The sequence below is a fragment of the Aurantiacibacter spongiae genome, from assembly GCF_003815535.1.
In the GTDB taxonomy this organism is placed as follows: domain Bacteria; phylum Pseudomonadota; class Alphaproteobacteria; order Sphingomonadales; family Sphingomonadaceae; genus Alteraurantiacibacter; species Alteraurantiacibacter spongiae.
This window is the reverse complement of the sequence record NZ_RPFZ01000001.1, coordinates 161,452-181,261: the sequence shown is the minus strand read 5'-3', so window position 1 is coordinate 181,261 and position 19,810 is coordinate 161,452. Positions and strand designations below refer to the sequence as shown.

The window sequence follows — 19,810 nt, the reverse complement described above, 5'->3', positions numbered from 1 at the left end:
CGCACCGTCCGGCGCTGTAGCGGACATACAGCGACAAATGTTAACTTCGCGCAGTATGCGTGGATTGTCCAGAAAACGAGGATTACCGTTCGATGCCATGGTTACGCCTCGCGGCGTTGCATCGGGCAGTTGCGGGCTAGCCTGTGAATCCGGTTGTCTATTGCGACCCGGACAGTCGATTCCACGGGCCGGTCGGCGCTACATGCGTCGAGGGGGCGGGGCTCTTGCGAGCCTCGCCCCCAACGTGTTTACCGCAATGCGCGTTGCCGCGGGATCATGCCGCGTCGGCGCGCTCGTCCTGGTCGGTATCGGGCCTGTTTTCGACCACTTCGAGCTTCTTGCCGTTGATAGCGACCTTTTTCGGCTTCATCGCCTCCGGCACCTCACGCACCAGATCTATGGCAAGCAACCCGTCGTGGAGGTCGGCATTGGCGACGCGCACGAAGTCAGCCAGTTCGAAGCGCCGCTCGAACCCGCGATTCGCGATTCCGACGTGCAGCATCTCGCCATTGGCTTCCTCGTCCCTCTTGCGTCCCTGCACGACGAGCAGGTTCTGCTGAGCGGTGATGTCGAGATCCTCGGCGCGGAAGCCGGCAACCGCGATCGTGATGAGATAGGCATCCTCGTCGCGCCGTTCGATGTTGAAGGGTGGGTAATTGTCGCCCGACTGTCCGCGGGCGTTGTTCTCCAGCAGGTCGAACAGACGATCGAACCCGACGGTGGAACGGCGATAGGGGGAAAAATCAAAACGGTTCATTTGAAACAAATCCTCTTTTGAGCAATTTGAACATCATGCGGGCCCGCAACCGGCACCCGCGAAGGAAAGATAGGAACGAGGCGCGGCAGATCAAGATCTTCCGCAAGCCGGACGAGGAACCCAGAGTGAGCCACCCCAAGGTCGAAATCTATACGAAGATGTATTGCGGCTTTTGCCACCGCGCGAAGGCATTGCTCGATTCGAAGGGGGTCGATTACACCGAATACGACATCACGATGGGCGGCGAGAAGCGCGAGGAAATGATGCAGCGCAAGCCCGGTGCGAGGACCGTTCCCCAGATCTTCATCGATGATAAGGCAATCGGAGGATCGGACGATCTTGCCGCCCTGGAGCGCGCGGGCAAGCTGGACGCGCTGCTGAATACGTGAAGGGTTCAGTCACCAGGATCGCCCTCTTGCAGATGAATTCCGGCATCGATCCCGATGCCAACGCGACTGTCATCGTCGATGGCGCGAGACGTGCTGCCGACAAAGGCGCCGCCATCCTGTTCACGCCGGAGATGTGCGGCCTGCTGGACCAGGATCGCAGGCGAGCTGCTGGCAACGTCGTGGCGGAGGAGCGGAACCATGTTCTTTCCACCGTTCGGCACACGGCGCGCGACGCAGGGATCTGGATCGTGCTCGGCTCACTCGCCGTGAAGGGCGAGGGGCAACGCTGGGCCAACCGCACCTTCGTGATCGACGATCAAGGCCAGGTTGTCGCCCGTTATGACAAGATACACATGTTCGAAGCCGCGCTGGACAATGGCGAGCGATGGTCGGAAGCGAGCGCCTACCAGCCGGGGGAGCGGGTCGTGACCGCGGAAACGCCGGCGGGACGGCTGGGTCTTTCCATCTGCTACGACGTACGCTTCCCGGCCCTTTACGACGCGCTGGGCCGCCGGGAATGCGACATGATTGCTATCCCGTCCGCCTTTACGCGGCCGACCGGGCGTGACCACTGGCATGTCCTGCAACGGGCCCGTGCGATCGAATCGAGCTGCTACGTCGTTTCGGCTGCGCAAGCCGGCGAGCACGAGGACGGGCGCGCGACCTTCGGCCATTCCATGGTCGTCGATCCGTGGGGTGAGATCATCCTCGACATGGGGGGCGAGGAAACCGGCCTGGGTTTCGCCGAGATCGATCCGGATGCGATCCTGCGCGCCCGGCGGCAGGTGCCCAGCCTTGCCAATCGCCGCGGTACGCCTACGTTTCCGGCATGATAGTCTACGATCTCGCCTGCGAGGCCGGCCATCGGTTCGAAGGCTGGTTCCGTTCATCCGGGGATTTTGCAACGCAGAGCGACACGGGCCTTGTTGTGTGTCCGCAATGCGGTTCGCAGAGCGTAGCCAAGGCGCCGATGGCTCCGGCCGTGGGCAGGAAAGCCAATCAGAAGGCGGCCGTGCGGAACAAGACCGAAGCGGATCGCGTACAGGACGACGAAAAGCCGAGAGATATCGCGAATGGTCCGATGCCGCCGCAGGTCGCCCGGGCGATCGAGAAACTGGCAGAGGCGCAGAAGAAGGCGCTCGAGAACAGCACCTGGGTCGGAACGCAATTTGCCGAACAGTCGCGGGCCATGCATTACGGAGAGCGGGAGCATCGCCCCATTCATGGGCAGGCCAGTCTGGAAGAAGCGCAGGATCTTCTCGACGAGGGCGTGTCCGTCGCGCCGCTGCCGCTTCCGGTCGCGCCGCCGGACGACCTCAACTGATGCGATTGCCAGCCGCCGGGCGGTTCCATATAGCGATCCGCACGCGCCCGTAGCTCAGCAGGATAGAGCATCGGATTCCTAATCCGGGGGCCACAGGTTCGAATCCTGTCGGGCGCACCACTGCCATACCTCTAAATAGCGGACCGCTTGCGACCGTGCCGTGGCGGCCGGGGAAGGGCTGTCAGGCTTCGACCGTCTTGGCGTCCTCGACGCGCAGCGTGCCGCGATTGATCTGGTCGCGCTCCATGCTCTCGAACAGCGCCTTGAAATTGCCCTCTCCGAAACCTTCGTCACCCTTTCGCTGAATGAATTCGAAGAACACCGGTCCGACCTGTGCTTCGGCGAAGATCTGCAACAGCAGGCGAGGCTGTCCGCCTTCGGTCGTTCCGTCGAGCAGGATACCGCGCGCCTTGAGCTCTTCCACCGGTTCGCCGTGATCGGGAAGGCGCTCGGGAAGCATCTCGTAGTAGGTTTCGGGCGGGGCCGTCATGAAGGGCACGCCGAATTCCTTGAGGCGATCCCACGCTTTGACGAGATCGTCGCAGATCAGCGCGATATGCTGAATGCCCTCGCCGTTGAATTCCTTGAGGAACTCCTCGATCTGTCCCTTTCCGCCTTCGCCTTCCTCGTTGAGCGGAATGCGAATTTTCCCATCGGGTGCGGTCAGCGCCTTGCTCGTGAGGCCCGTATACTCGCCCTTGATGTCGAAGAAGCGTATCTCGCGGAAGTTGAAGAGCGTTTCGTAATAGTCGGCCCAGTAGGCCATGCGCCCGTTATAGACATTGTGCGTCAGGTGATCGATCCGGTCGAAACCGGCCCCCTCGGGATGCCGATCGACCCCGTCGCGATATTCGAAATCGATATCGTAGACGGACAGACCGTCGCCGTTCTCATCCTCGTAGCGGTCGATGAGATAGACGATGGCACCACCGATGCCGCGGATGGCAGGAATGGAAAGTTCCATCGGCCCGGGTGCGTTGGCCACCGGCTCCGCCCCGCGATCGAGCAGTTCCTTATAGGCCTTGGCCGCGTCCTTGACGCGAAAACCCATGCCGCACGCCGAAGGACCGTGCTCGCGCGCGAAGTACCAGGCGGCGCTGCGCGGTTCGTAATTGGCGATGAGGTTGATCTGCCCCTGTCGCCAGAGCTGGACGTCCTTCGACCGGTGATCGGCAACATGCGCAAATCCCATCGCCTTGAACACCGGTTCGATCATGCCCTTCTCAGGCGCGCAAAATTCAACGAACTCGAAGCCGTCGAGGCCGATGGGGTTTTCGAAGAGGTCAGTCATGGTTTCACTTGTAACCTTTTTCATCGTATTTCGCAAGGTCCGGTAACGCGACGTCTCGCCACGGGGGCGGGTTCCCGTTATAACGGTTGAAGCCGTCGCTGCGCCGTGATTCAAGTCGGCGAGACTACCGGGATCGATCGAATGAACACACATCGCAAACGACTGGTTCGAGAGCGCATCGTCAACGCCGGTGCGCTGAGCGTTCTGCTGTTCATCGGCGCGATGGCATTCGTCGGGCCGTCGGGGGTTCTCGCCTGGGGGGAGAACGCCGCGAAACTGGAACAGCACCAGGCGCGCATCGCGGCGCTCAGCGAACGGCGCGACACGCTCGCCAACCGGGTCGAGCGGCTCGATCCCGACAATGTGGATCCCGATCTGGCGGACGAGTTGGTGCGCGGCAGTCTCGGCGTCGCCCATCCGGACGAATACGTCGTCGAGATGGACCAGCTCGACTGACCGGCGCGGTTCAAGTGGCCCTTTAAACATACCATTGCGGTTAATCGTCGCGGCCTGACGTTGCGCGTGCAACGAAAGTCCTCCTATAGGCGTTGCCCGACAAACGCCATTCGCGCAGACTTGCTCGCGCGAACAGAGAGGAGCTGACATGGCCAAGGCCTCCACGCCCGCAGGATCGTCTGCCAAATCGAAACGTGCCCCGGCGAAACGGAAAGCCGTTCCGGCAGATGCCCCGATCGCGGCGCAGGGCGACAATTCGGACGATTTCGCTCTGCGCAGCCTGCAGGAACAGCTCGAGAAGCGGAAGCGTTTCGAGGCGAGCGAGGATCAGCTGCTGCATTTCTACGAACAGATGCTTCTTATTCGAAGGTTCGAGGAAAAGGCCGGACAGCTATACGGCCTCGGCCTGATCGGGGGCTTCTGCCACCTCTATATCGGCCAGGAAGCGGTCGCCATCGGCTTGCAGTCGGCGCTCGACAACGACCGTGATTCCGTCATCACCGGTTATCGCGATCACGGGCACATGCTCGCCTACGGTATCGATCCCAAGTCCATCATGGCCGAACTGACGGGCCGCGCCGCCGGCATTTCGAAGGGCAAGGGCGGCTCGATGCACATGTTCAGCACCGAACACAGCTTTTACGGGGGGCATGGCATCGTGGGGGCACAGGTTTCCCTGGGCGGTGGACTGGCGCTGGCGCATCAATATCGTGACGATGGGGGCCTTTGCCTGGCCTATTTCGGTGACGGGGCCGCGAACCAGGGCCAGGTGTACGAGACGATGAACATGGCGGCGCTGTGGAAATTGCCGATCGTGTTCGTGGTGGAAAACAACCAGTACGCGATGGGGACCGCGGTCCGCAGGTCCAGCGCCGAGACCGAGTTCTACCGCCGCGGCACGGCCTTCCGCATACCGGGCATGGACGTGAACGGCATGGACGTGCTGGAAGTGCGCCAGGCCGCGGAGATCGCCTTCGCCCATGTGCGCGAAGGAAACGGTCCGGTTCTCATGGAATGCAATACCTACCGCTATCGCGGTCACTCGATGTCCGATCCGGCCAAGTATCGCACGCGCGAGGAGGTGCAGGAACAGCGGGACCACCACGATCCGATCGAGCGGGTGAAGAAGGATCTTGCAGGCGCGGGCGTTGGCGAGGACAGGCTCAAGGAGATCGACAAGGCGATCCGCTCCACCGTTTCCGACGCTGCCGATTTCGCAGAGAGCAGTCCCGAACCCGATGCCGGCGAGCTCTACACGGACGTTCTCGTGGAGCAGTATTGATGGCGATTACCGATGAGGCGCTTTGGGACATGGAAAAGCGCCTTTGGACCGCTCCGGTCGACGAATGCGAGGATAGTGTGGCAGACGAATGCCTGATGGTGTTCGGCCAGGCCGGGATACTCGACCGTGACTTCGCCCTTGCCGGAATGCGCGCCGCGCCGCGCTGGGCGTCGCTCGAGATGCTCGACCGAAAACTGGCACGCCCCGGGAAGACCGTAGCCGTTCTCGCCTACCGTGCCTGCGCGAGTCGCGAGGGCGCGGCGAACCATGACGTATTGTGCACCAGCACCTATCGCGGTGCCGACGATGGCTGGAAACTCGTCCAGCATCAGCAGACAGGAGCCTGAAATGGCGATCGAACTGAAAATGCCCGCGCTGTCCCCGACCATGGAGGAAGGCACGCTCGCCAAGTGGCTGGTGAAGGAAGGCGACCAGGTTTCGTCCGGCGACGTTCTGGCCGAGATCGAGACCGACAAGGCGACGATGGAGTTCGAATGTATTGACGAGGGCACGGTCGGCAAGATCGTGGTCGAGGAAGGTACGGAAAACGTAAAGGTCGGCACCGTCATCGCCGTGCTGGCAGGCGAGGGGGAGGACGCTTCCGACATCGAGGCGCCCACGCCCGCGGGGGAGGCTGTCGATGACGTGGAAGGCGAGGGCAAGGACGTCGGCCGCGAGCCGAGCGAGGCCGAGGTCACGAAGGCCAGCCCCGCCCCGCGGCAGGACGATCCCGAAATTCCCCCCGGCACCAACATGGTCAAGATCACGGTGCGCGAGGCGCTGCGCGACGCGATGGCGGAGGAAATGCGGCTGGACGACCGCGTCTTCGTGATGGGCGAGGAAGTGGCCGAATACCAGGGCGCCTACAAGGTGACGCAGGGGCTGCTCGACGAGTTCGGTCCGAAGCGGGTCATCGACACGCCCATCACCGAATACGGGTTCGCCGGCATCGGGGCGGGCGCGGCCATGGGCGGCCTTCGCCCCGTGGTCGAGTTCATGACGTTCAATTTCGCCATGCAGGCGATCGACCACATCATCAATTCCGCGGCCAAGACCAATTACATGAGCGGCGGTCAGATGCGTTGTCCGGTGGTGTTTCGCGGCCCCAACGGTGCGGCGAGCCGCGTGGGCGCGCAGCACAGCCAGAATTATGGCCCGTGGTACGCCAGCGTGCCCGGTCTCATCGTCATCGCACCCTACGATGCCTCCGATGCCAAGGGTCTGCTCAAGGCAGCGATCCGATCCGAAGACCCGGTCGTGTTTCTTGAAAACGAGCTGGTCTACGGCCGCTCCTTCGAAATCGCCCAGCTTGACGACCATGTCCTGCCCATCGGCAAGGCCCGGGTCGTGCGCGAGGGAAGCGATGTCACCATCGTTTCCTATTCCATCGCCGTCGGCGTTGCGCTAGAGGCGGCGGAGGAGCTGGCTGGCGAGGGGATCGAGGCGGAGGTCATCGACCTGCGCACGCTGCGCCCCCTCGATACCGCCACGATCCTCGATAGCCTGGCCAAGACCAACCGGCTGGTAATTGCCGAGGAAGGCTGGCCGACCTGCTCGATCGCTTCGGAGGTGGTCGCCGTCTGCATGGACGAAGGCTTCGACCATCTCGACGCACCGGTGCTGCGGGTCTGCAACGAGGACGTGCCGCTGCCCTATGCCGCCAATCTGGAAAAGCTGGCGCTCGTCGACTCCGCCCGGGTGGTCGCCGCCTGCAAGCGGGTCTGCTACGTCGACTGAGCCTGGCTTTCAGAGGGTGGAGTAGGGCGAGCCGCCATAGGTATCGCAACTGGCGACCGGATCGGGGTCGCCCGGATCGCGCTGATATATGCGGGAAAGGTCGCGCGCGTCGCGCACCGTGAAGCTGGCGATCGCGCTCACCGTATCCTCATCATAGGTGAACGGCGCGCCGATGATGGGCTGGTAGTCGTAAACCACCTCGACGAACATCACCGCCTCGCGCGGAAAGGCGAGCACTTCCTCTCCCGCGGGGCCCATGCCGGGAAAGTCGGTGCCGGTAAGTCCGTCCCCTTCCTCGCCATAGGAACTGGTGTGGCGCTTCGATCCCAGACAACGCTGCCAATGGATATACTGCTGGTCCTCCGTGTCCGGCACCACCTCCAGGCTGGAGAGGATCACGCGACCGTGTTCGTAGAGGCCCAGCCCCGAGCCTGCCTGGATCTCCGCGCCGTAGAACAGATCGTTGATCTGCCGCTCGTAGATCTTCGTATCCTCGAGGATCGATCGGTCACCGATCCGCGAGGCATTGTCGGCCACGTGGACGGCAAGCTGCGAGATCTGCATCTGGATCAGCGCCCGGTTGGCGGTTTCCATGCCCATCAGACCGAGGCCGAGAAGGAAGGGCAGGGTGAGCGCGAACTCCGTCATCGCCACCGCCGCGCGGTCGCGCATGAGCCGGACGAAACCTGCGCGAATCGGGGCGAAAACCCGGTTCACGGGCAATTCCCGACGCTGCGGCGCGCCGCCTGTTCGTCGTAGGGCTGGTTACGCAGGACAGTGCGGGCGTAAACCGATACCTCGTTGTCGAACCCCAGCAGGCCGGCGAGCGGAAACATGCGGTCGTAGGTGGCGGTGACTTCGTACAGCACGGCGTCCTTCGCGCCGCCCGTGGTGCTTGTTCCGCGGTCCGTATCCCACGCATTGTTGCCGTTCGCATCGACGAACGGCTCGCCATCGTTGCAGATGCCGTCGTCATTGGAGTCGGTGAACTCCTCCGCGCGTCCGATATCGGCATAGTCGGTATAGGCGCTGCGGCTGAAGACGACATCGGATCGCGGGACGATCTGCTGCACCGCATGCTCGACGTGACCGTCCAGGTCCGCAGGCGAATTGGCATAGGTTTCGATGGTGGAATCGCGCGCCGCCTTCTGCACCGCACCCTCGATCATCGTCTCGGCATAGATGTTGTAGGAAAAATCGAACAGGCCCATCAGCGTCAGCGCCAGAACCGGTGCGATCAGCGCGAATTCGACCACGGTGACGCCGGTTTCGTCGGCCGCGAGCTTGCGAATGCCGCCCTTCATCGTGTGACCCGCAATTCGGCCATGCGGTTGGCGATGGCGGTGAACACGCTTTCCAGCTCGGCCGCGTCGTCCGCGACGAAATAGTGATCCGGGCCGGCGCAGGTCTGCATGATCGCGTTGGGCGCCGTGCCAAAGCTGATGACCCAGACGGTGATGTTCTTCTTCTTCACCTCCTCGCAGGCGAAGGAAAAGCGATTTTCCACCGTCTGGACCAGCGAAAGCGCCGACGATGGCGACCAGCGGCGACGGTCGAGCGGTTCGAGCCCGTAGGACGCGTAGGCCAGATCGAGCGGAGCGGTTTCGCCATCGGTCAGGAAGATCATGTGCCGATTGGTCGGCTGCGCGGCGCTGACGTCGCGGTTGTCCGCCGCGAACAGACCGGTTGGCGAGAGCAGTCGGCCGCCCCAGATCATGCCGATATCGTGGTAGGTCGATCCCGATGCGGTCAGCCCCGAAAGAAACGTGTCGAGCTGACCCGACGTGATTTCGGACAACCGCATGGCTGGGCTCGGGCACTGGGCCAATCCGAGCACGGCGGGGGCGATGTAATTGTCGTTGGTGGTGACCGATGCCGGCGTGAAGCTGCCGGTATTGTCGTATTTCATCGACCGGGCGTAGAGATATTGCGGCATTGACGGGCGCCAGCGCGTATCGTCGTCAGACGTCGGCACCAGATCGATATCGAGGTCCAGCGCGCGAGACAGATCGACGTTGTCGAAATCGTCGATGGGGTAGGTCGCGCGCTCCTCGATGCAGCCATTACCGCTGCTGCGCCAGTCGCTGACGTCGTAGGTCAGCTGGCGGTATTGCCACTTGGTGATGTCGTTTTCGGTCGGTTCGGTGACGCGTTCGTATTGCTGGGTGAACCGGTCATAGACGCGTTGCCGGACCTGGCAGGTCTCGCCGGAGCGGGTTACGCGGTAGCCCGTGCCGTCCTGTACCCGTTGCCACAGTTCGACGGTCTGCTTTCCGCGCGGCGGCCCTTCGAAATTGTTCTCTTCGCTGGAGAGCATCTCGGATGTCGTCGAGACGTTTCCGGCCGGAGCGGCGGTGTCGCAGCTCCAGTATGCGCCGCTTGCGCCGACGGTCGTGACGTTTTCGTTGTCGTCGACCACCTGCGTACCGGGCTGGGCCTCGTGATAGGTGGCCGGATAGGTGCTTATCACCGTCTCGCTGCCCGCACTGCCGCTGATCGTCGTCCAGTTGCGGTTGTAGGTGCGCGTGCCCTTCTTCGTCCCTGTAACGATGCTTCTACGCGACTGGTAATCCCAATCGTCCACCACCCAGTCGTCGGCCAGAAGATGCCCGACATTCACGTTGGTGGAGTAGGGCACGAAGCCATAGCGGATGCGGCTGGTTCCCCGGGCGGCTGCGGCCATCTGATCGTAGAAGCTGCTGACGGTGGAGCGCAGCGCCTCGATCTTGGATAAGGTATCGCCGGAATTGGTTTCCGCCATCGACCCGGTAGTGTCGAGCACCATCATGATGTCGGTGTTCGCCATGTTGATCTGCGCGGTGCAGTCGACCGAAACATCCATCTCGGTGAAACCGAACACGGCCATGATCGTGGTCGGCACGTCCACGCTTGCTTCACCCGAAATGGAGAAATCGCTCTCCAGCGTCATCTGGAAGGCGCGGTTGCGTGTGCCGTAATCGCCTTCGCCGAAGTTGATGTTGAAGAAACGCTGGCCGGTATCGGCCACGTCCTGGGTAATCTCGGCTCCGGCGGCGACCTGGGTTCCCAAGCGCTTGCGCGCCGCCAGAACGCCGGCGTCGCAGGCCTGCTGCAACCGGCTCTGCGACAGATAGCCGCGGCCCATGTCGATCCCGCCGCCGATCAGTGCCAGCAGCGGAAAGATGCTCGCGGCGATGATGGCGATGACGTTGCCCGCCTCGTTGCGTGCGAGACGACGCAGCAGGTCCGAACGCGGCGCGGTTGGGAGGGGCGGGAACACGGCCATTGCGCCGCTCTACATGCTCGTCGTTCGACCTTCGCAAACGAACGCGGTTAATTTTTTTCACTTCCCCATCAAGCGCTTGCACGCTGCCGCTATCAGGTTGCCGGCAGGGTGTTGTCGAGCAGGAAGATGGGCCGCGAATAGGTGATGAAAGGTCCATCGATGCCGGCGAAGCCCAGCAGGCTGTCGATCTGGTAGCTCATCGTGAGATTCAGTTCGCGCGCATCGGCCACGCGCCGGACAAGCGGTTCGTCGACCACCGCATTCAGCTGCGTCGAACTGAGCAGATAGGGCGCGCCGGTCGAATGGTTGATCGCATAGGTGCGGATCTGGTTGTTGTTGATGGTGTTGCCCGTCTGGTGCTGCACCATGGCGTAGCGCGCGGTGTCCGCCGACACGTTGCGCAGCGCGTTGTAGTTCTGCAGCGCGATCCCGATCTGGAGAACGCCCAGCATCATGATGAGGAAGGCCGGCCCGATCAAAGCGAACTCGACGATGGTCGATCCGGCATCGTCGCGGGCGAGAGTTTTCAAGTCGCGCATGGCCCTCATCCCACCTGCACCGTCCGGCTCATGTTGTAGTTGAACCCGTTGGTTATGCCCCACTTCGTCCAGATCGGATCGTAGCGGTCGGCCAGATCGACTCGGATGAACTTGTAGGTCGCTTGCGCGCCGCAATCCGTGCCGCTCGCGACATAGCTTGTCGCCGTGCCGCAGCGGACAAGAGGCGTGACGGTCACGCTGGTCTGGTTGCTCGCCCCGCAGGTCGCTGCATCGCCGGACGTGTCGGGTGTGTCGTTGCCGCAGATGGAGGTGGCGACGATGTTGCGGACGGTTCGCCGTTCCGCAGCCGTCTCGGGAGAGACGGCGCGCACTACCGCTGCGGCCTCGGCCGCTGCGCTCTGCAATTCGGTCTGACGCGCGACCATCGAGCTGACTTCGAACCCGCCCAGTGCCATGCACAGCAGCACGGGGGCGACGATGGCCGTCTCGATCGCCATCGATCCGCGCTCGTCGGCGTCAAGGGCGGTCGGGCGGACCGTGCGGGCGAGCCAGCGCATCATGCCACGAGCCTCACCTTGGCGGCGGTCGTCAGGACTGTCGTATCCTCTGCCGAATTCGCCGGACAGAAAGTGCTCATGTTCGCATTGCCGCCAATGGTGATGGTGGCTGCCGCGATCATCAGGCACTGGCTTGTAACCCCGGCAGTTCCGCGAAAATCCACGCCGCTTTTCGGGAGGTAGATCGTACCGTTCAGGATCGTGTTCGAATTACCATTGATTTTGTTACCGTTCTGGCCCGCACCGTCGCCCTGCGGATCTTCGAAAATCATAAGGCCAGCCAACCGATTCGCTTCGTCAGCAGGTATGCCGTCGGCGATGAGGTCTGATGCCTGGATTGCGGTGAGGTTGATGTTCGCGCCGCCGGAAATATCGATGCTCGCCCCATTTTTGAGAACGAACATGACGCTCGATCCCGTGACTTCATGCTGTCCCGTTATCTTCACGGTTCCGCCGTCGATCACGTAGACGCCTGGCTGAAACGTCGTCGCGCATTTCACATGAATACCGGAGTAGGTTCCCGGAACAACGTTGCCCGCCGTTTGCCCGCCTTCATTTCGAACATTGGATATCGTCGTGGTCGTCGTCGTTGTCTTCTTTTCCCACTTGGTATCCTTTTTCGAACCACCAATAGCGGTCCACTCTTCGTTCGGTCCATCCGTCGTAGTCCCCGAATTCGTATTCTGGGAGACGAGCTGATCGCGCGTCACGGTCGTCGAATCACTATTCTGCTTCGCCGCAAGATTGTTCCACGCGGTATTGTTGTTTTTATTCTGTCCGACGTAATATGAATAGGACACCACGGTCCGGACAGACACGTCCGCCTTTCTCGTGGCAGCCTGCTGAGCGCAGCTATAGGTACGGTTGACCCTAGAATTCGCCGGATCCGGGGGCGTTAATTCCTTGTATGGATCGACAAGGCCGGACATGTATTCGAGGATGATGTCGTCGGTGTTATCTTTCAGCCACTGATCGATACCGCCGGCTGCGAGAATCCAGCCGGCATCAACGGTCGGGTTCCCGTTGACCGCGACGGCGGTAGCGTTTGTCGATAGCGCGGCAATGCCGCAGCTTGCTGTCAGTATGGAACTGCCCCCGATGGTAACGGCGCCGTAATCGTCATCATCCGTCGCGATAAGGCAGCTAGTGAAGGTGCGACCCTCTTCGAAGCTCGCCTGGGCATAGGCATAGATCGACGCGCTCTGGTCGGTCAGGATGCTGGAGAAGGGCAGGCGCTTGCCCCAGCTGGCCGATACCGCGACCGAATTGTCCGTGCCGGCGGCGAAATTGGCGAGCCGAACGTCCGGGATGGTCGTCTCGTCGCCGGTGACGGAAAGATTGGCGGCGAATTCCTGCTGCGCGCGGGTGATGTAGTCGCCCTCGGTTTCCTCCTCGGCACGGGCCCAGGCCCCGGCCACGGCGGCCTGATCTACCGCGAATTGCAGTTCGCGCTTCCACATGTACCACTGCGTCAAGTCGACGCCGAGCCCGGCACCGCCGATCAGCACCGGCATACCCAGCGCCACGAGCATGGTCGCGTTGCCGCTGTTGCAGCGGCACAATCCGGCGAGTTTGCGAGCGATTTTCCTGATCATGGGGCGGAACCTTGCGCAAAGTTGAGATTTGTCAGTCGGAAATACTCATCGGTTGGTAACCACCGTGTGAAGAAGCACGGTTAACACTTCGCTACCCATCGTCTGCGAGGCGTGGGGCGGGTCGGATGCGGTGCATGGGGCGGTCAAACGGCAGGTCTGGCATTGCCCTTCCTTCCACGAACGAATCGTCAGCGCCCGCTCGCCGTGCATCCTGCCCGAACGGGCGTGGAGAAATCGCCAAGATTACTGGTTAATTCGGTAATATTCGCTCGAAGGAACAGCGGCGCGAGGCTTGACGCGGCTGTGTGCGATACCGATGCCGGTCGCGATGGACGACGATCTTCTCGACACGTTGCCGCTCGCTCACCGGCTGGCCCTGTCCTACGCCCCGTGCCGGGCGGCCGGCGATATCCTCGCGCTTCTCGCGCTCAACCAGCGTCTTGGCGGTGTGCTGCGCCAGGCGAGCGAGCCCGTGATCGCGCAGATGAAGCTGGCGTGGTGGCGCGACCGCTTCCGGCAATCCCCCGAGGACTGGCCAGCGGGCGAACCTCTGCTGGCCGCGCTGGCCCGCTGGCGGGGCGACACGAAGCGGCTGGAAGCCCTGGTCGATGGCTGGGAGATACTGCTGGCGGAATCGCTTGGGCGGGAAGAGGCAGATTCCTATGCAGCGGGCCATGCCGGAGCCTGGGCGGCCCTTGCCGAAGGCGTGGGAAGCCGGATCGATGCGCCCCTCGTCGAGAGGTCTGCCGCAATCCACGCTCTGGCCGATCTCGCGCTGAACCTGCCGCCAGGTGCCGAGCGCCGGCAGGTCGAGGGAATGCTTGAAGCCGGGCGGGCCGCCACGCCGCGTCTCGACCGCCCCCTTCGCCCCCTCGCGGTGCTGCGCGCCTTGTCGCTCCGCGCCGTTGCCCGGAGCAGCAAGGAATTGCTCGACGGACCCGGCGCGATGACGGTTGCCTTGCGAAGCGGGCTTACCGGGCGCTAAGCGTCAGGCGGTTAGGGGGGCGCGATGATGAACAAGGTGATTCTGGGCGCGTTCGGCGCGCTGGTGCTCGTGGCGGTGGGAATGTTCTGGTGGCAGGGCCGCGCCGAGGTGGAGCGCGGCGCGCCTCCGCCGGAAGTCGATATCGCCGCGCCAGACGATCCCGATGCCTTGTCCAGCGCCGATGTCGGCGATCTGCACGGCCCCGCGCCGCCCGAAGCGAGCGAACTGACGCGCGAACAGCGCCGCTTCTTCCGCTACGACCGCAACCGCGACCTGAAGATCACCCGGAACGAGATGCTCTCCACCCGCACGGATGGCTTCCGCCGGCTGGACGTGGATGGCAACAACCTCCTCACCTTCGAGGAGTGGGCCGTCACTACGGCGGACCGTTTCGACGAGATGGACGCGGACGGCAATCGCGAACTGACGGCCGCCGAATTCGCGACCAGCGCGCCCAAACCGCGCAGCACGCCGAGCTGCCGCTGCTGAAAGTCTAGGCGGGCACGCGCTCGATCTGCGTTAACCACTCGCCGAAATCGGTCTTGGCGCGCGAGGTATAAGCCTCCTTGCGCTGCTTCTTCTTCACCTCGTGCATCGGCGGGAACAGTCCGAAATTGACGTTCATCGGCTGAAAGTGGGTTGCCTCCGCATCGCCGGTGATGTGCGACAGCAGCGCTCCCATCGCACTCGTCGCGGGCGGCGGCGTCCAGCTTTCGCCCGTCAGCTCGGTTGCCGTCATGATGCCGGCCATCAACCCTACGGCACTGCTTTCGACATAACCCTCGCACCCGGTAATCTGCCCGGCGAAGCGGATATGCGGCGCCGATTTCAGGCGCAGCTGCCGGTCCAGAAGCAAGGGCGAGTTGATGAACGTATTGCGGTGCATGCCGCCCAGACGCGCGAACTCCGCCTTTTCCAGCCCCGGGATGGTGCGGAACAGTTCCTTCTGCGCACCCCATTTCATCTTGGTCTGGAAGCCGACCATGTTCCACAGCGTGCCGAGCGCATTGTCCTGTCGCAGTTGCACGACGGCGTAGGGCCAGCGCCCCTGCGGATGCTCCGGCGTACGATCGTGCGGATTGTCGAGGCCCACCCCCTTCATGGGACCGTAGCGCAACGTCTCCACCCCGCGCTCCGCCATCACCTCGATCGGCATGCAGCCATCGAAATAGGGGGTTCCGGCCTCCCACTCCTTGAACTCGCCCTTTTCGGCGTCGAGCAGTCCCTGGACGAAGGCCTCGTACTGCTCCTTGATCATCGGGCAATTGATGTAATCGCCGCCGTCGTTCGATGCCTTGGTCCGCTTGTTCCAGCGCGACTGGATCCAGCACACGTCCATGTCGATGCTCTCGCGGTGAACGATGGGGGCGATGGCATCGAAGAAGGCGAGCCGGTCCGCGCCCGTAGCGCCGACGATGCTCTCGGCCAGCCGGGCGGCGGTCAGCGGGCCGGTGGCAACGATGGTGAGGCCGGCTTCGGGCAGCGTCTCCACCACTTCGCGCACAACGGTGACGCGGGGGTGCTCGTCCAGCGTGCGCTGCACCTCCTCGCTGAAGACGTCGCGATCCACCGCCATCGCGCTTCCGGCGGGCACACGTGCCCGTTCGCCCGCCCGCATCACCAGACTATCGAGCCGCCGCATCTCGTGATGCAGCAGGCCGACGGCGTTCCTCGTGTCGTCGTCGCTGCGGAAGGAATTGGAGCAGACCAGTTCGGCAAGCCCATCGGTCTGGTGAGCCGGGGTCGATCCGCCGCCGCCGCGCATTTCGGACAGGCGCACGCTGACGCCCCGCAACGCCAGTTGCCAGGCGGCCTCGCTGCCAGCGAGTCCGCCGCCGATGATGTGAACGTCATGGGTCATCGTTCGCGCAGATAGGCCCGCAAAGCCGCTGGCGCAAACCTGCATGCCGCGTTAGGCGCCCGTACCATGCCCAAGCGCGCACTCGCTCAGAAACGCCCCTTCCTGCTGCTCAGCGTCGCGGCGGCGCTGGCCTTCTACTACCTGCGGGCGAGCGACGTCCCCGAACTGTGGCTCATCCCGCTGAAGGGCAGCGCGGTCGGATTGCTGGCGGTTTACGCCTACATGCGCCATTCCAGCCCCGACGCGCATCTGCTCGCCTGGGCGATGGCCGCGGCGGCGCTGGGGGACATGGGCATCATGTTCGACCGGACGATCGGCGCCTTGCTGTTCTTCGCCTTTCACGTGCTGGCGCTCGGCGTGTTCCTCAGAAACCGTCGCCCCGCACTGACAAAGACGCAAAGCTGGGTCGTGGGTCTGACGCTGATCCTGACGCCTGCCATCGCCTATTTCTTCCCCTACGACCGCACGATGGCGTTGCCGACCGCATTCTATGCGCTGGCCCTTGGCGCGATGGCATCGGGCGCATGGGCGAGCAGCTTCCCGCGCTACCGGGTGGGGGCGGGGGCGATGCTGTTCCTGCTGTCGGACATGCTGCTGTTCGCCGAAATGGGCCCGCTTTCGGGCAGCGACGTTCCGCAATATCTGGTCTGGCCGATCTATTATCTCGGGCAGTTCCTGATCTGCATCGGGGTGATAACGACGCTGCGCAAGCGCGATCCAGAACTGCGCGTCGTGCAAGGAGGAAGGGAGACGGCTCACTGAGGTCAGGCGCGGGCGGAGCGAACGATCCGAACCCCGCGCCGGAGAGGGACGCCCGCCCGGCCGTCCGACTTCGGACGAACGCAATGCGGGCGATTGCGAGCGTATTGCGGGCGAGTAGCCTTAACCGGAGTCCGGCTCGCCTTCGATATTGCCGTCCGAGTGGGCGGTGGTGTCCGGGCTCGTGACATCGTCTCCGCCGCGCCGCGCGGCCATTTCCTCGGCGACGGCTTCCTCCGCCTCGTTCTCCGGCGTCTCGTCCTCGTCGATGCGCACGACCGAGACGACATGCTCGTTCCTGCCGACGTTGAAGAGACGCACGCCGGCGCTGCCGCGACCGATGACCCGCAACGAATCGAGACCGATGCGAATGAGCTTGGCCTGATCGGTGACGAGCATGAGCTGGTCAGCCTTGGTCGCCGTGAAGCTGGCCACGACGGGTCCGTTGCGGGCGATGTTGTCGATATTGGTTATGCCCATGCCGCCGCGCCCGGCTCTGCGATATTCGTAGGCGCTCGACAGCTTGCCGTAGCCATTGGCGCAGACCGTGAGAATGAACTCTTCCTCTTCGGCCATCGCCCGGTGATCGTCCGACAGCGGAACCGCGTCGTCGTCCGCCTTCCAGGGGGCGACGCGTAGATAGGCGTCGCGCTCGTCGGGGGTGGCGCTACCGCCCTTCAGGATCGACAGTGACACGACCTCGTCGCCCGCCTCCTTGAACTTCATTCCGCGCACGCCGGTAGACGTGCGGCTGACGAATTCGCGCACGTCCTCGCCAGCGAAGCGGATGGCCTTGCCCATGCGGGTGGCGAGCAGCACGTCGTCGCCCGATTCCAGCAGCTTCACGCCGATCAGGCGATCCTTGCTGTCCTCGTCGAAGCGCATGGCGAACTTGCCGTTGGAGGGAATGTTGGTGAACGCATCCATCGAATTTCGTCGCACATTGCCGAGCGCGGTCGCGAAGACGACGTTGAGCGAACCCCATGCCGCCTCGTCTTCCGGCAAGGGCAGTACGGCGGCAATGCTCTCGTCCTTCTCGAGCGAGGGCAGCAGGTTCACGATCGGTCGCCCGCGCGTGTTCGCCGCACCCTCGGGAAGCCTCCAGACTTTCAGGCGGTAGACCTTGCCCGCGGTGGAGAAGAACAGCACGGGATTGTGCGTGCTGGTGACGAACATGTTCGACACCGCATCCTCGTCCTTCGTGCTCATGCCGGCACGCCCCTTGCCGCCGCGGTTCTGGGCGCGGAAGGTGGAGAGCGGGGTGCGCTTGATGTAGCCATCGAGCGTGACCGTCACGACCATGTCGTCGCGCTCGATCAGATCCTCGTCCTCCAGCCCGTCCCACGCCGGCGCGATCTCGGACAGGCGCGGCGTGGCGAACTGATCGCGCACCTCCTGCAATTCGTCGCGCATGACGCCGTAGAGCTTCGCCCGGTCGGCGAGAATCGAGAGGTAGTACTGGATGCGTTCGGCCAGCTCTTCCAGCTCGCCGCCGATCTCGTCGCGGCCCAGCGCGGTAAGACGGTGAAGGCGCAGGTCGAGAATGGCCTTCACCTGCCGTTCGCTCAATTGGTAGGTGCCGCTTTCCTCGTCCGCCGTCGGCTCGATCGCTTCGACCAGGCGGATGTACTGGGCGATGTCGCCGATGGGCCATTCCTTCGCCATCAGCTTCTCGCGCGCGATGGCGGGATTGGACGAACCGCGGATCATCGCCACGACCTCGTCCAGGTTGGATACGGCAACGACGAGGCCCAGCAATACATGCGCCCGGTCGCGCGCCTTGTTCAGTTCGTACTTGGTGCGCCGGGTGATGACCTGTTCGCGAAACGCGATGAAGCTGGAGATGAAGTCGCGCAGGTCCAGCGTCTCGGGCCGGCCGCCGCGAATGGCGAGCATGTTGGCGGGGAAGCTCGATTGCGCGGGCGTGTGCCGCCACAGCTGGTTGAGCACGACTTCGGCCGTGGCGTCGCGCTTCAGGTCGATCACCACGCGCACGCCGGCGCGGCTCGATTCGTCGCGGATGTCCGAAATGCCCTCGATCCGCCGTTCCTTGGCGGCATCGGCTATCTTCTCGACCAGGCCGGCCTTTCCCACCTGGTAGGGGATGGAGGTGAGCACGATGCTCTCCCGGTCGCCCTTGCCGCGCTCGATCTCGTGCCGGCTGCGCATCAGGATGGACCCGCGCCCAGTGGTGTAGGCGGCCTTCGCGCCCGACTGTCCCAGGATGAGCGGGGCGGTCGGAAAGTCGGGCCCCGGCACGATCTCGTGCAGCTGCTCCGCCGTCACGCCCGGGTCGTCCATGTAGGCGAAGCAGGCGTCGATCACCTCGCCCAGATTGTGCGGCGGAATGTTGGTCGCCATGCCCACGGCGATACCGCCGGCCCCGTTGACCAGCAGGTTCGGGAAGCGCGCCGGGAGGACCGAGGGTTCCTGCCGCGATCCGTCGTAATTGTCGACGAAGTCGACCGTGTCCTTGTCGAGATCGTCGAGCAGCGAATTCGCAACCCGCGCCAGGCGGCTTTCGGTATAGCGCATGGCCGCCGGGGGATCGGGATCCATGCTGCCGAAATTGCCCTGGCCATCGACCAGCGGGACGCGCATGGACCACGGCTGCACCATGCGCGCGAGCGCATCGTAGATCGCGCTGTCGCCGTGGGGGTGATACTTACCCATCACGTCACCCACCACGAGCGCGGATTTGCGGTAGGGGCGCCCGGCGACGTAGCCGCCCTCGTTCGCGGCGAACAGGATGCGGCGATGGACCGGCTTCAATCCGTCGCGCACGTCGGGCAGCGCGCGGCTCACGATCACGCTCATCGCGTAATCGAGATAGCTGGTCTTCATTTCCTCGACGATGTCGATCCGGTCGAACTCGCCGGGCGCGGCCGGGGGGGTAAGGGTGTCTGTGTCGTCGCTCACGGGGACGCGTTATCCATCGCTGTTCCTGATACCCGGCAATCTAGGGAAGGGGCGGTCAAAGTGCCAGTTTGCCACCCGCCGAAGCGCCGCAATTCGCGGTTTTTTCCACATGTCAGGGCCACCGCCGGGCGGC

20 protein-coding genes and 1 tRNA gene are annotated in these 19,810 nt (G+C 63.6%); 11 read left to right on the top strand and 10 right to left on the bottom strand.

From position 1 onward, the window contains the following. Positions 1-274: 274 nt before the first annotated feature. On the bottom strand, positions 275-757 hold the full coding sequence (locus tag EG799_RS00900) for an Hsp20 family protein (RefSeq protein ID WP_123877722.1): 483 nt from the start codon (positions 755-757) through the stop codon (positions 275-277). A gap of 125 nt (positions 758-882) precedes the next feature. On the opposite strand from EG799_RS00900, the gene grxC reads away from it, so the two are divergent. The 4 genes from grxC to EG799_RS00880 all read left to right on the top strand — a co-directional run bounded on the left by grxC (position 883) and on the right by EG799_RS00880 (position 2,590). After that, positions 883-1,146 (top strand): glutaredoxin 3, encoded by a 264-nt coding sequence (gene grxC, locus EG799_RS00895; RefSeq protein ID WP_267900640.1) that lies wholly within the window; start codon positions 883-885, stop codon positions 1,144-1,146. Positions 1,147-1,172: 26 nt separating this feature from the next. Beyond that, positions 1,173-1,979, top strand: coding sequence for a carbon-nitrogen hydrolase family protein (locus EG799_RS00890; protein ID WP_325051086.1), 807 nt, complete (start codon positions 1,173-1,175; stop codon positions 1,977-1,979). Further along, positions 1,976-2,470 (top strand): DUF1178 family protein, encoded by a 495-nt coding sequence (locus tag EG799_RS00885; protein WP_123877718.1) that lies wholly within the window; start codon positions 1,976-1,978, stop codon positions 2,468-2,470. Before EG799_RS00890 ends, EG799_RS00885 begins: the two co-directional genes overlap by 4 nt. Before the next feature lie 43 nt (positions 2,471-2,513). Beyond that, positions 2,514-2,590, top strand: a tRNA-Arg gene (locus tag EG799_RS00880). A gap of 61 nt (positions 2,591-2,651) precedes the next feature. Here the strand turns inward: EG799_RS00880 and hppD are convergent. Further along, positions 2,652-3,761: a 4-hydroxyphenylpyruvate dioxygenase gene (gene hppD / locus EG799_RS00875; protein ID WP_123877716.1), complete on the bottom strand. Its 1,110-nt coding sequence runs from the start codon at positions 3,759-3,761 to the stop codon at positions 2,652-2,654. A 141-nt stretch (positions 3,762-3,902) separates the two neighbouring features. On the opposite strand from hppD, the gene EG799_RS00870 reads away from it, so the two are divergent. The 4 genes from EG799_RS00870 to EG799_RS00855 all read left to right on the top strand — a co-directional run bounded on the left by EG799_RS00870 (position 3,903) and on the right by EG799_RS00855 (position 7,236). Beyond that, entirely contained in the window at positions 3,903-4,217 is a 315-nt protein-coding gene (locus tag EG799_RS00870; RefSeq protein WP_123877714.1) for an FtsB family cell division protein, read from the top strand. A gap of 148 nt (positions 4,218-4,365) precedes the next feature. Next, entirely contained in the window at positions 4,366-5,499 is a 1,134-nt protein-coding gene (gene pdhA, locus EG799_RS00865) for a pyruvate dehydrogenase (acetyl-transferring) E1 component subunit alpha (RefSeq protein ID WP_123877712.1), read from the top strand. Beyond that, positions 5,499-5,846 carry a DUF4440 domain-containing protein gene (locus EG799_RS00860; RefSeq protein WP_123877710.1) on the top strand — a complete coding sequence of 116 codons (348 nt, stop codon included), beginning with the start codon at positions 5,499-5,501 and terminating at the stop codon, positions 5,844-5,846. Before pdhA ends, EG799_RS00860 begins: the two co-directional genes overlap by 1 nt. Before the next feature lies 1 nt (position 5,847). Further along, the gene (locus tag EG799_RS00855; RefSeq protein WP_123877708.1) at positions 5,848-7,236 is read left to right on the top strand and encodes a pyruvate dehydrogenase complex E1 component subunit beta; all 1,389 of its coding nucleotides are present in this window, start codon (positions 5,848-5,850) and stop codon (positions 7,234-7,236) included. Between the two features lie 9 nt (positions 7,237-7,245). Here EG799_RS00855 and EG799_RS00850 read toward each other — a convergent pair whose 3' ends face one another. The 6 genes from EG799_RS00850 to EG799_RS00825 form a co-directional block, all read right to left on the bottom strand. Next, positions 7,246-7,953, bottom strand: coding sequence for a TadE/TadG family type IV pilus assembly protein (locus EG799_RS00850; protein ID WP_123877706.1), 708 nt, complete (start codon positions 7,951-7,953; stop codon positions 7,246-7,248). Continuing rightward, entirely contained in the window at positions 7,950-8,540 is a 591-nt protein-coding gene (locus EG799_RS00845; protein ID WP_123877704.1) for a TadE/TadG family type IV pilus assembly protein, read from the bottom strand. Before EG799_RS00845 ends, EG799_RS00850 begins: the two co-directional genes overlap by 4 nt. After that, positions 8,537-10,501, bottom strand: coding sequence for a TadE/TadG family type IV pilus assembly protein (locus EG799_RS00840; protein ID WP_123877703.1), 1,965 nt, complete (start codon positions 10,499-10,501; stop codon positions 8,537-8,539). The genes EG799_RS00845 and EG799_RS00840 overlap by 4 nt, the downstream gene beginning before the upstream one ends. Before the next feature lie 92 nt (positions 10,502-10,593). Beyond that, positions 10,594-11,040 (bottom strand): TadE/TadG family type IV pilus assembly protein, encoded by a 447-nt coding sequence (locus EG799_RS00835; protein WP_158610969.1) that lies wholly within the window; start codon positions 11,038-11,040, stop codon positions 10,594-10,596. Between the two features lie 5 nt (positions 11,041-11,045). Then, a complete protein-coding gene (locus tag EG799_RS00830; RefSeq protein WP_123877699.1) occupies positions 11,046-11,561 on the bottom strand; it encodes a TadE/TadG family type IV pilus assembly protein in 516 nt (171 codons plus the stop codon). Further along, positions 11,558-13,153, bottom strand: coding sequence for a TadE/TadG family type IV pilus assembly protein (locus tag EG799_RS00825; RefSeq protein ID WP_123877697.1), 1,596 nt, complete (start codon positions 13,151-13,153; stop codon positions 11,558-11,560). The genes EG799_RS00830 and EG799_RS00825 overlap by 4 nt, the downstream gene beginning before the upstream one ends. Positions 13,154-13,445: 292 nt before the next feature. Here EG799_RS00825 and EG799_RS00820 point away from each other — a divergent pair, with 292 nt between their 5' ends. Together EG799_RS00820 and EG799_RS00815 are read left to right on the top strand one after the other, a co-directional pair. After that, complete coding sequence (locus EG799_RS00820; protein ID WP_123877695.1) at positions 13,446-14,138, top strand: hypothetical protein; 693 nt, start codon at positions 13,446-13,448, stop codon at positions 14,136-14,138. Positions 14,139-14,165: 27 nt separating this feature from the next. Beyond that, positions 14,166-14,627 carry an EF-hand domain-containing protein gene (locus tag EG799_RS00815; protein WP_123877693.1) on the top strand — a complete coding sequence of 154 codons (462 nt, stop codon included), beginning with the start codon at positions 14,166-14,168 and terminating at the stop codon, positions 14,625-14,627. A 4-nt stretch (positions 14,628-14,631) separates the two neighbouring features. On the opposite strand, the gene trmFO is transcribed toward EG799_RS00815, so the two are convergent. Further along, complete coding sequence (trmFO, locus tag EG799_RS00810; protein WP_123877691.1) at positions 14,632-15,999, bottom strand: methylenetetrahydrofolate--tRNA-(uracil(54)-C(5))-methyltransferase (FADH(2)-oxidizing) TrmFO; 1,368 nt, start codon at positions 15,997-15,999, stop codon at positions 14,632-14,634. 66 nt (positions 16,000-16,065) lie between these two features. Here trmFO and EG799_RS00805 point away from each other — a divergent pair, with 66 nt between their 5' ends. Then, entirely contained in the window at positions 16,066-16,761 is a 696-nt protein-coding gene (locus tag EG799_RS00805) for a lysoplasmalogenase family protein (RefSeq protein WP_123877689.1), read from the top strand. Positions 16,762-16,881: 120 nt separating this feature from the next. On the opposite strand, the gene gyrA is transcribed toward EG799_RS00805, so the two are convergent. Continuing rightward, entirely contained in the window at positions 16,882-19,677 is a 2,796-nt protein-coding gene (gene gyrA, locus EG799_RS00800) for a DNA gyrase subunit A (RefSeq protein WP_123877687.1), read from the bottom strand. Between the last annotated feature and the right edge of the window lie 133 nt (positions 19,678-19,810).

Bases quoted from the DNA above. Each gene is read 5' to 3' on its own strand.
- EG799_RS00805 (WP_123877689.1), top strand. From the start codon at position 16,066: ATGCCCAAGCGCGCACTCGCTCAGAAACGCCCCTTCCTGCTGCTCAGC.
- EG799_RS00835 (WP_158610969.1), bottom strand. From the start codon at position 11,040: ATGCGCGACTTGAAAACTCTCGCCCGCGACGATGCCGGATCGACCATC.
- EG799_RS00825 (WP_123877697.1), bottom strand. From the start codon at position 13,153: ATGATCAGGAAAATCGCTCGCAAACTCGCCGGATTGTGCCGCTGCAAC.
- EG799_RS00900 (WP_123877722.1), bottom strand. From the start codon at position 757: ATGAACCGTTTTGATTTTTCCCCCTATCGCCGTTCCACCGTCGGGTTC.
- EG799_RS00815 (WP_123877693.1), top strand. From the start codon at position 14,166: ATGAACAAGGTGATTCTGGGCGCGTTCGGCGCGCTGGTGCTCGTGGCG.
- EG799_RS00860 (WP_123877710.1), top strand. From the start codon at position 5,499: ATGGCGATTACCGATGAGGCGCTTTGGGACATGGAAAAGCGCCTTTGG.
- EG799_RS00830 (WP_123877699.1), bottom strand. From the start codon at position 11,561: ATGATGCGCTGGCTCGCCCGCACGGTCCGCCCGACCGCCCTTGACGCC.
- hppD (WP_123877716.1), bottom strand. From the start codon at position 3,761: ATGACTGACCTCTTCGAAAACCCCATCGGCCTCGACGGCTTCGAGTTC.
- EG799_RS00885 (WP_123877718.1), top strand. From the start codon at position 1,976: ATGATAGTCTACGATCTCGCCTGCGAGGCCGGCCATCGGTTCGAAGGC.
- trmFO (WP_123877691.1), bottom strand. From the start codon at position 15,999: ATGACCCATGACGTTCACATCATCGGCGGCGGACTCGCTGGCAGCGAG.
- pdhA (WP_123877712.1), top strand. From the start codon at position 4,366: ATGGCCAAGGCCTCCACGCCCGCAGGATCGTCTGCCAAATCGAAACGT.
- EG799_RS00840 (WP_123877703.1), bottom strand. From the start codon at position 10,501: ATGGCCGTGTTCCCGCCCCTCCCAACCGCGCCGCGTTCGGACCTGCTG.
- EG799_RS00845 (WP_123877704.1), bottom strand. From the start codon at position 8,540: ATGAAGGGCGGCATTCGCAAGCTCGCGGCCGACGAAACCGGCGTCACC.
- EG799_RS00855 (WP_123877708.1), top strand. From the start codon at position 5,848: ATGGCGATCGAACTGAAAATGCCCGCGCTGTCCCCGACCATGGAGGAA.
- EG799_RS00870 (WP_123877714.1), top strand. From the start codon at position 3,903: ATGAACACACATCGCAAACGACTGGTTCGAGAGCGCATCGTCAACGCC.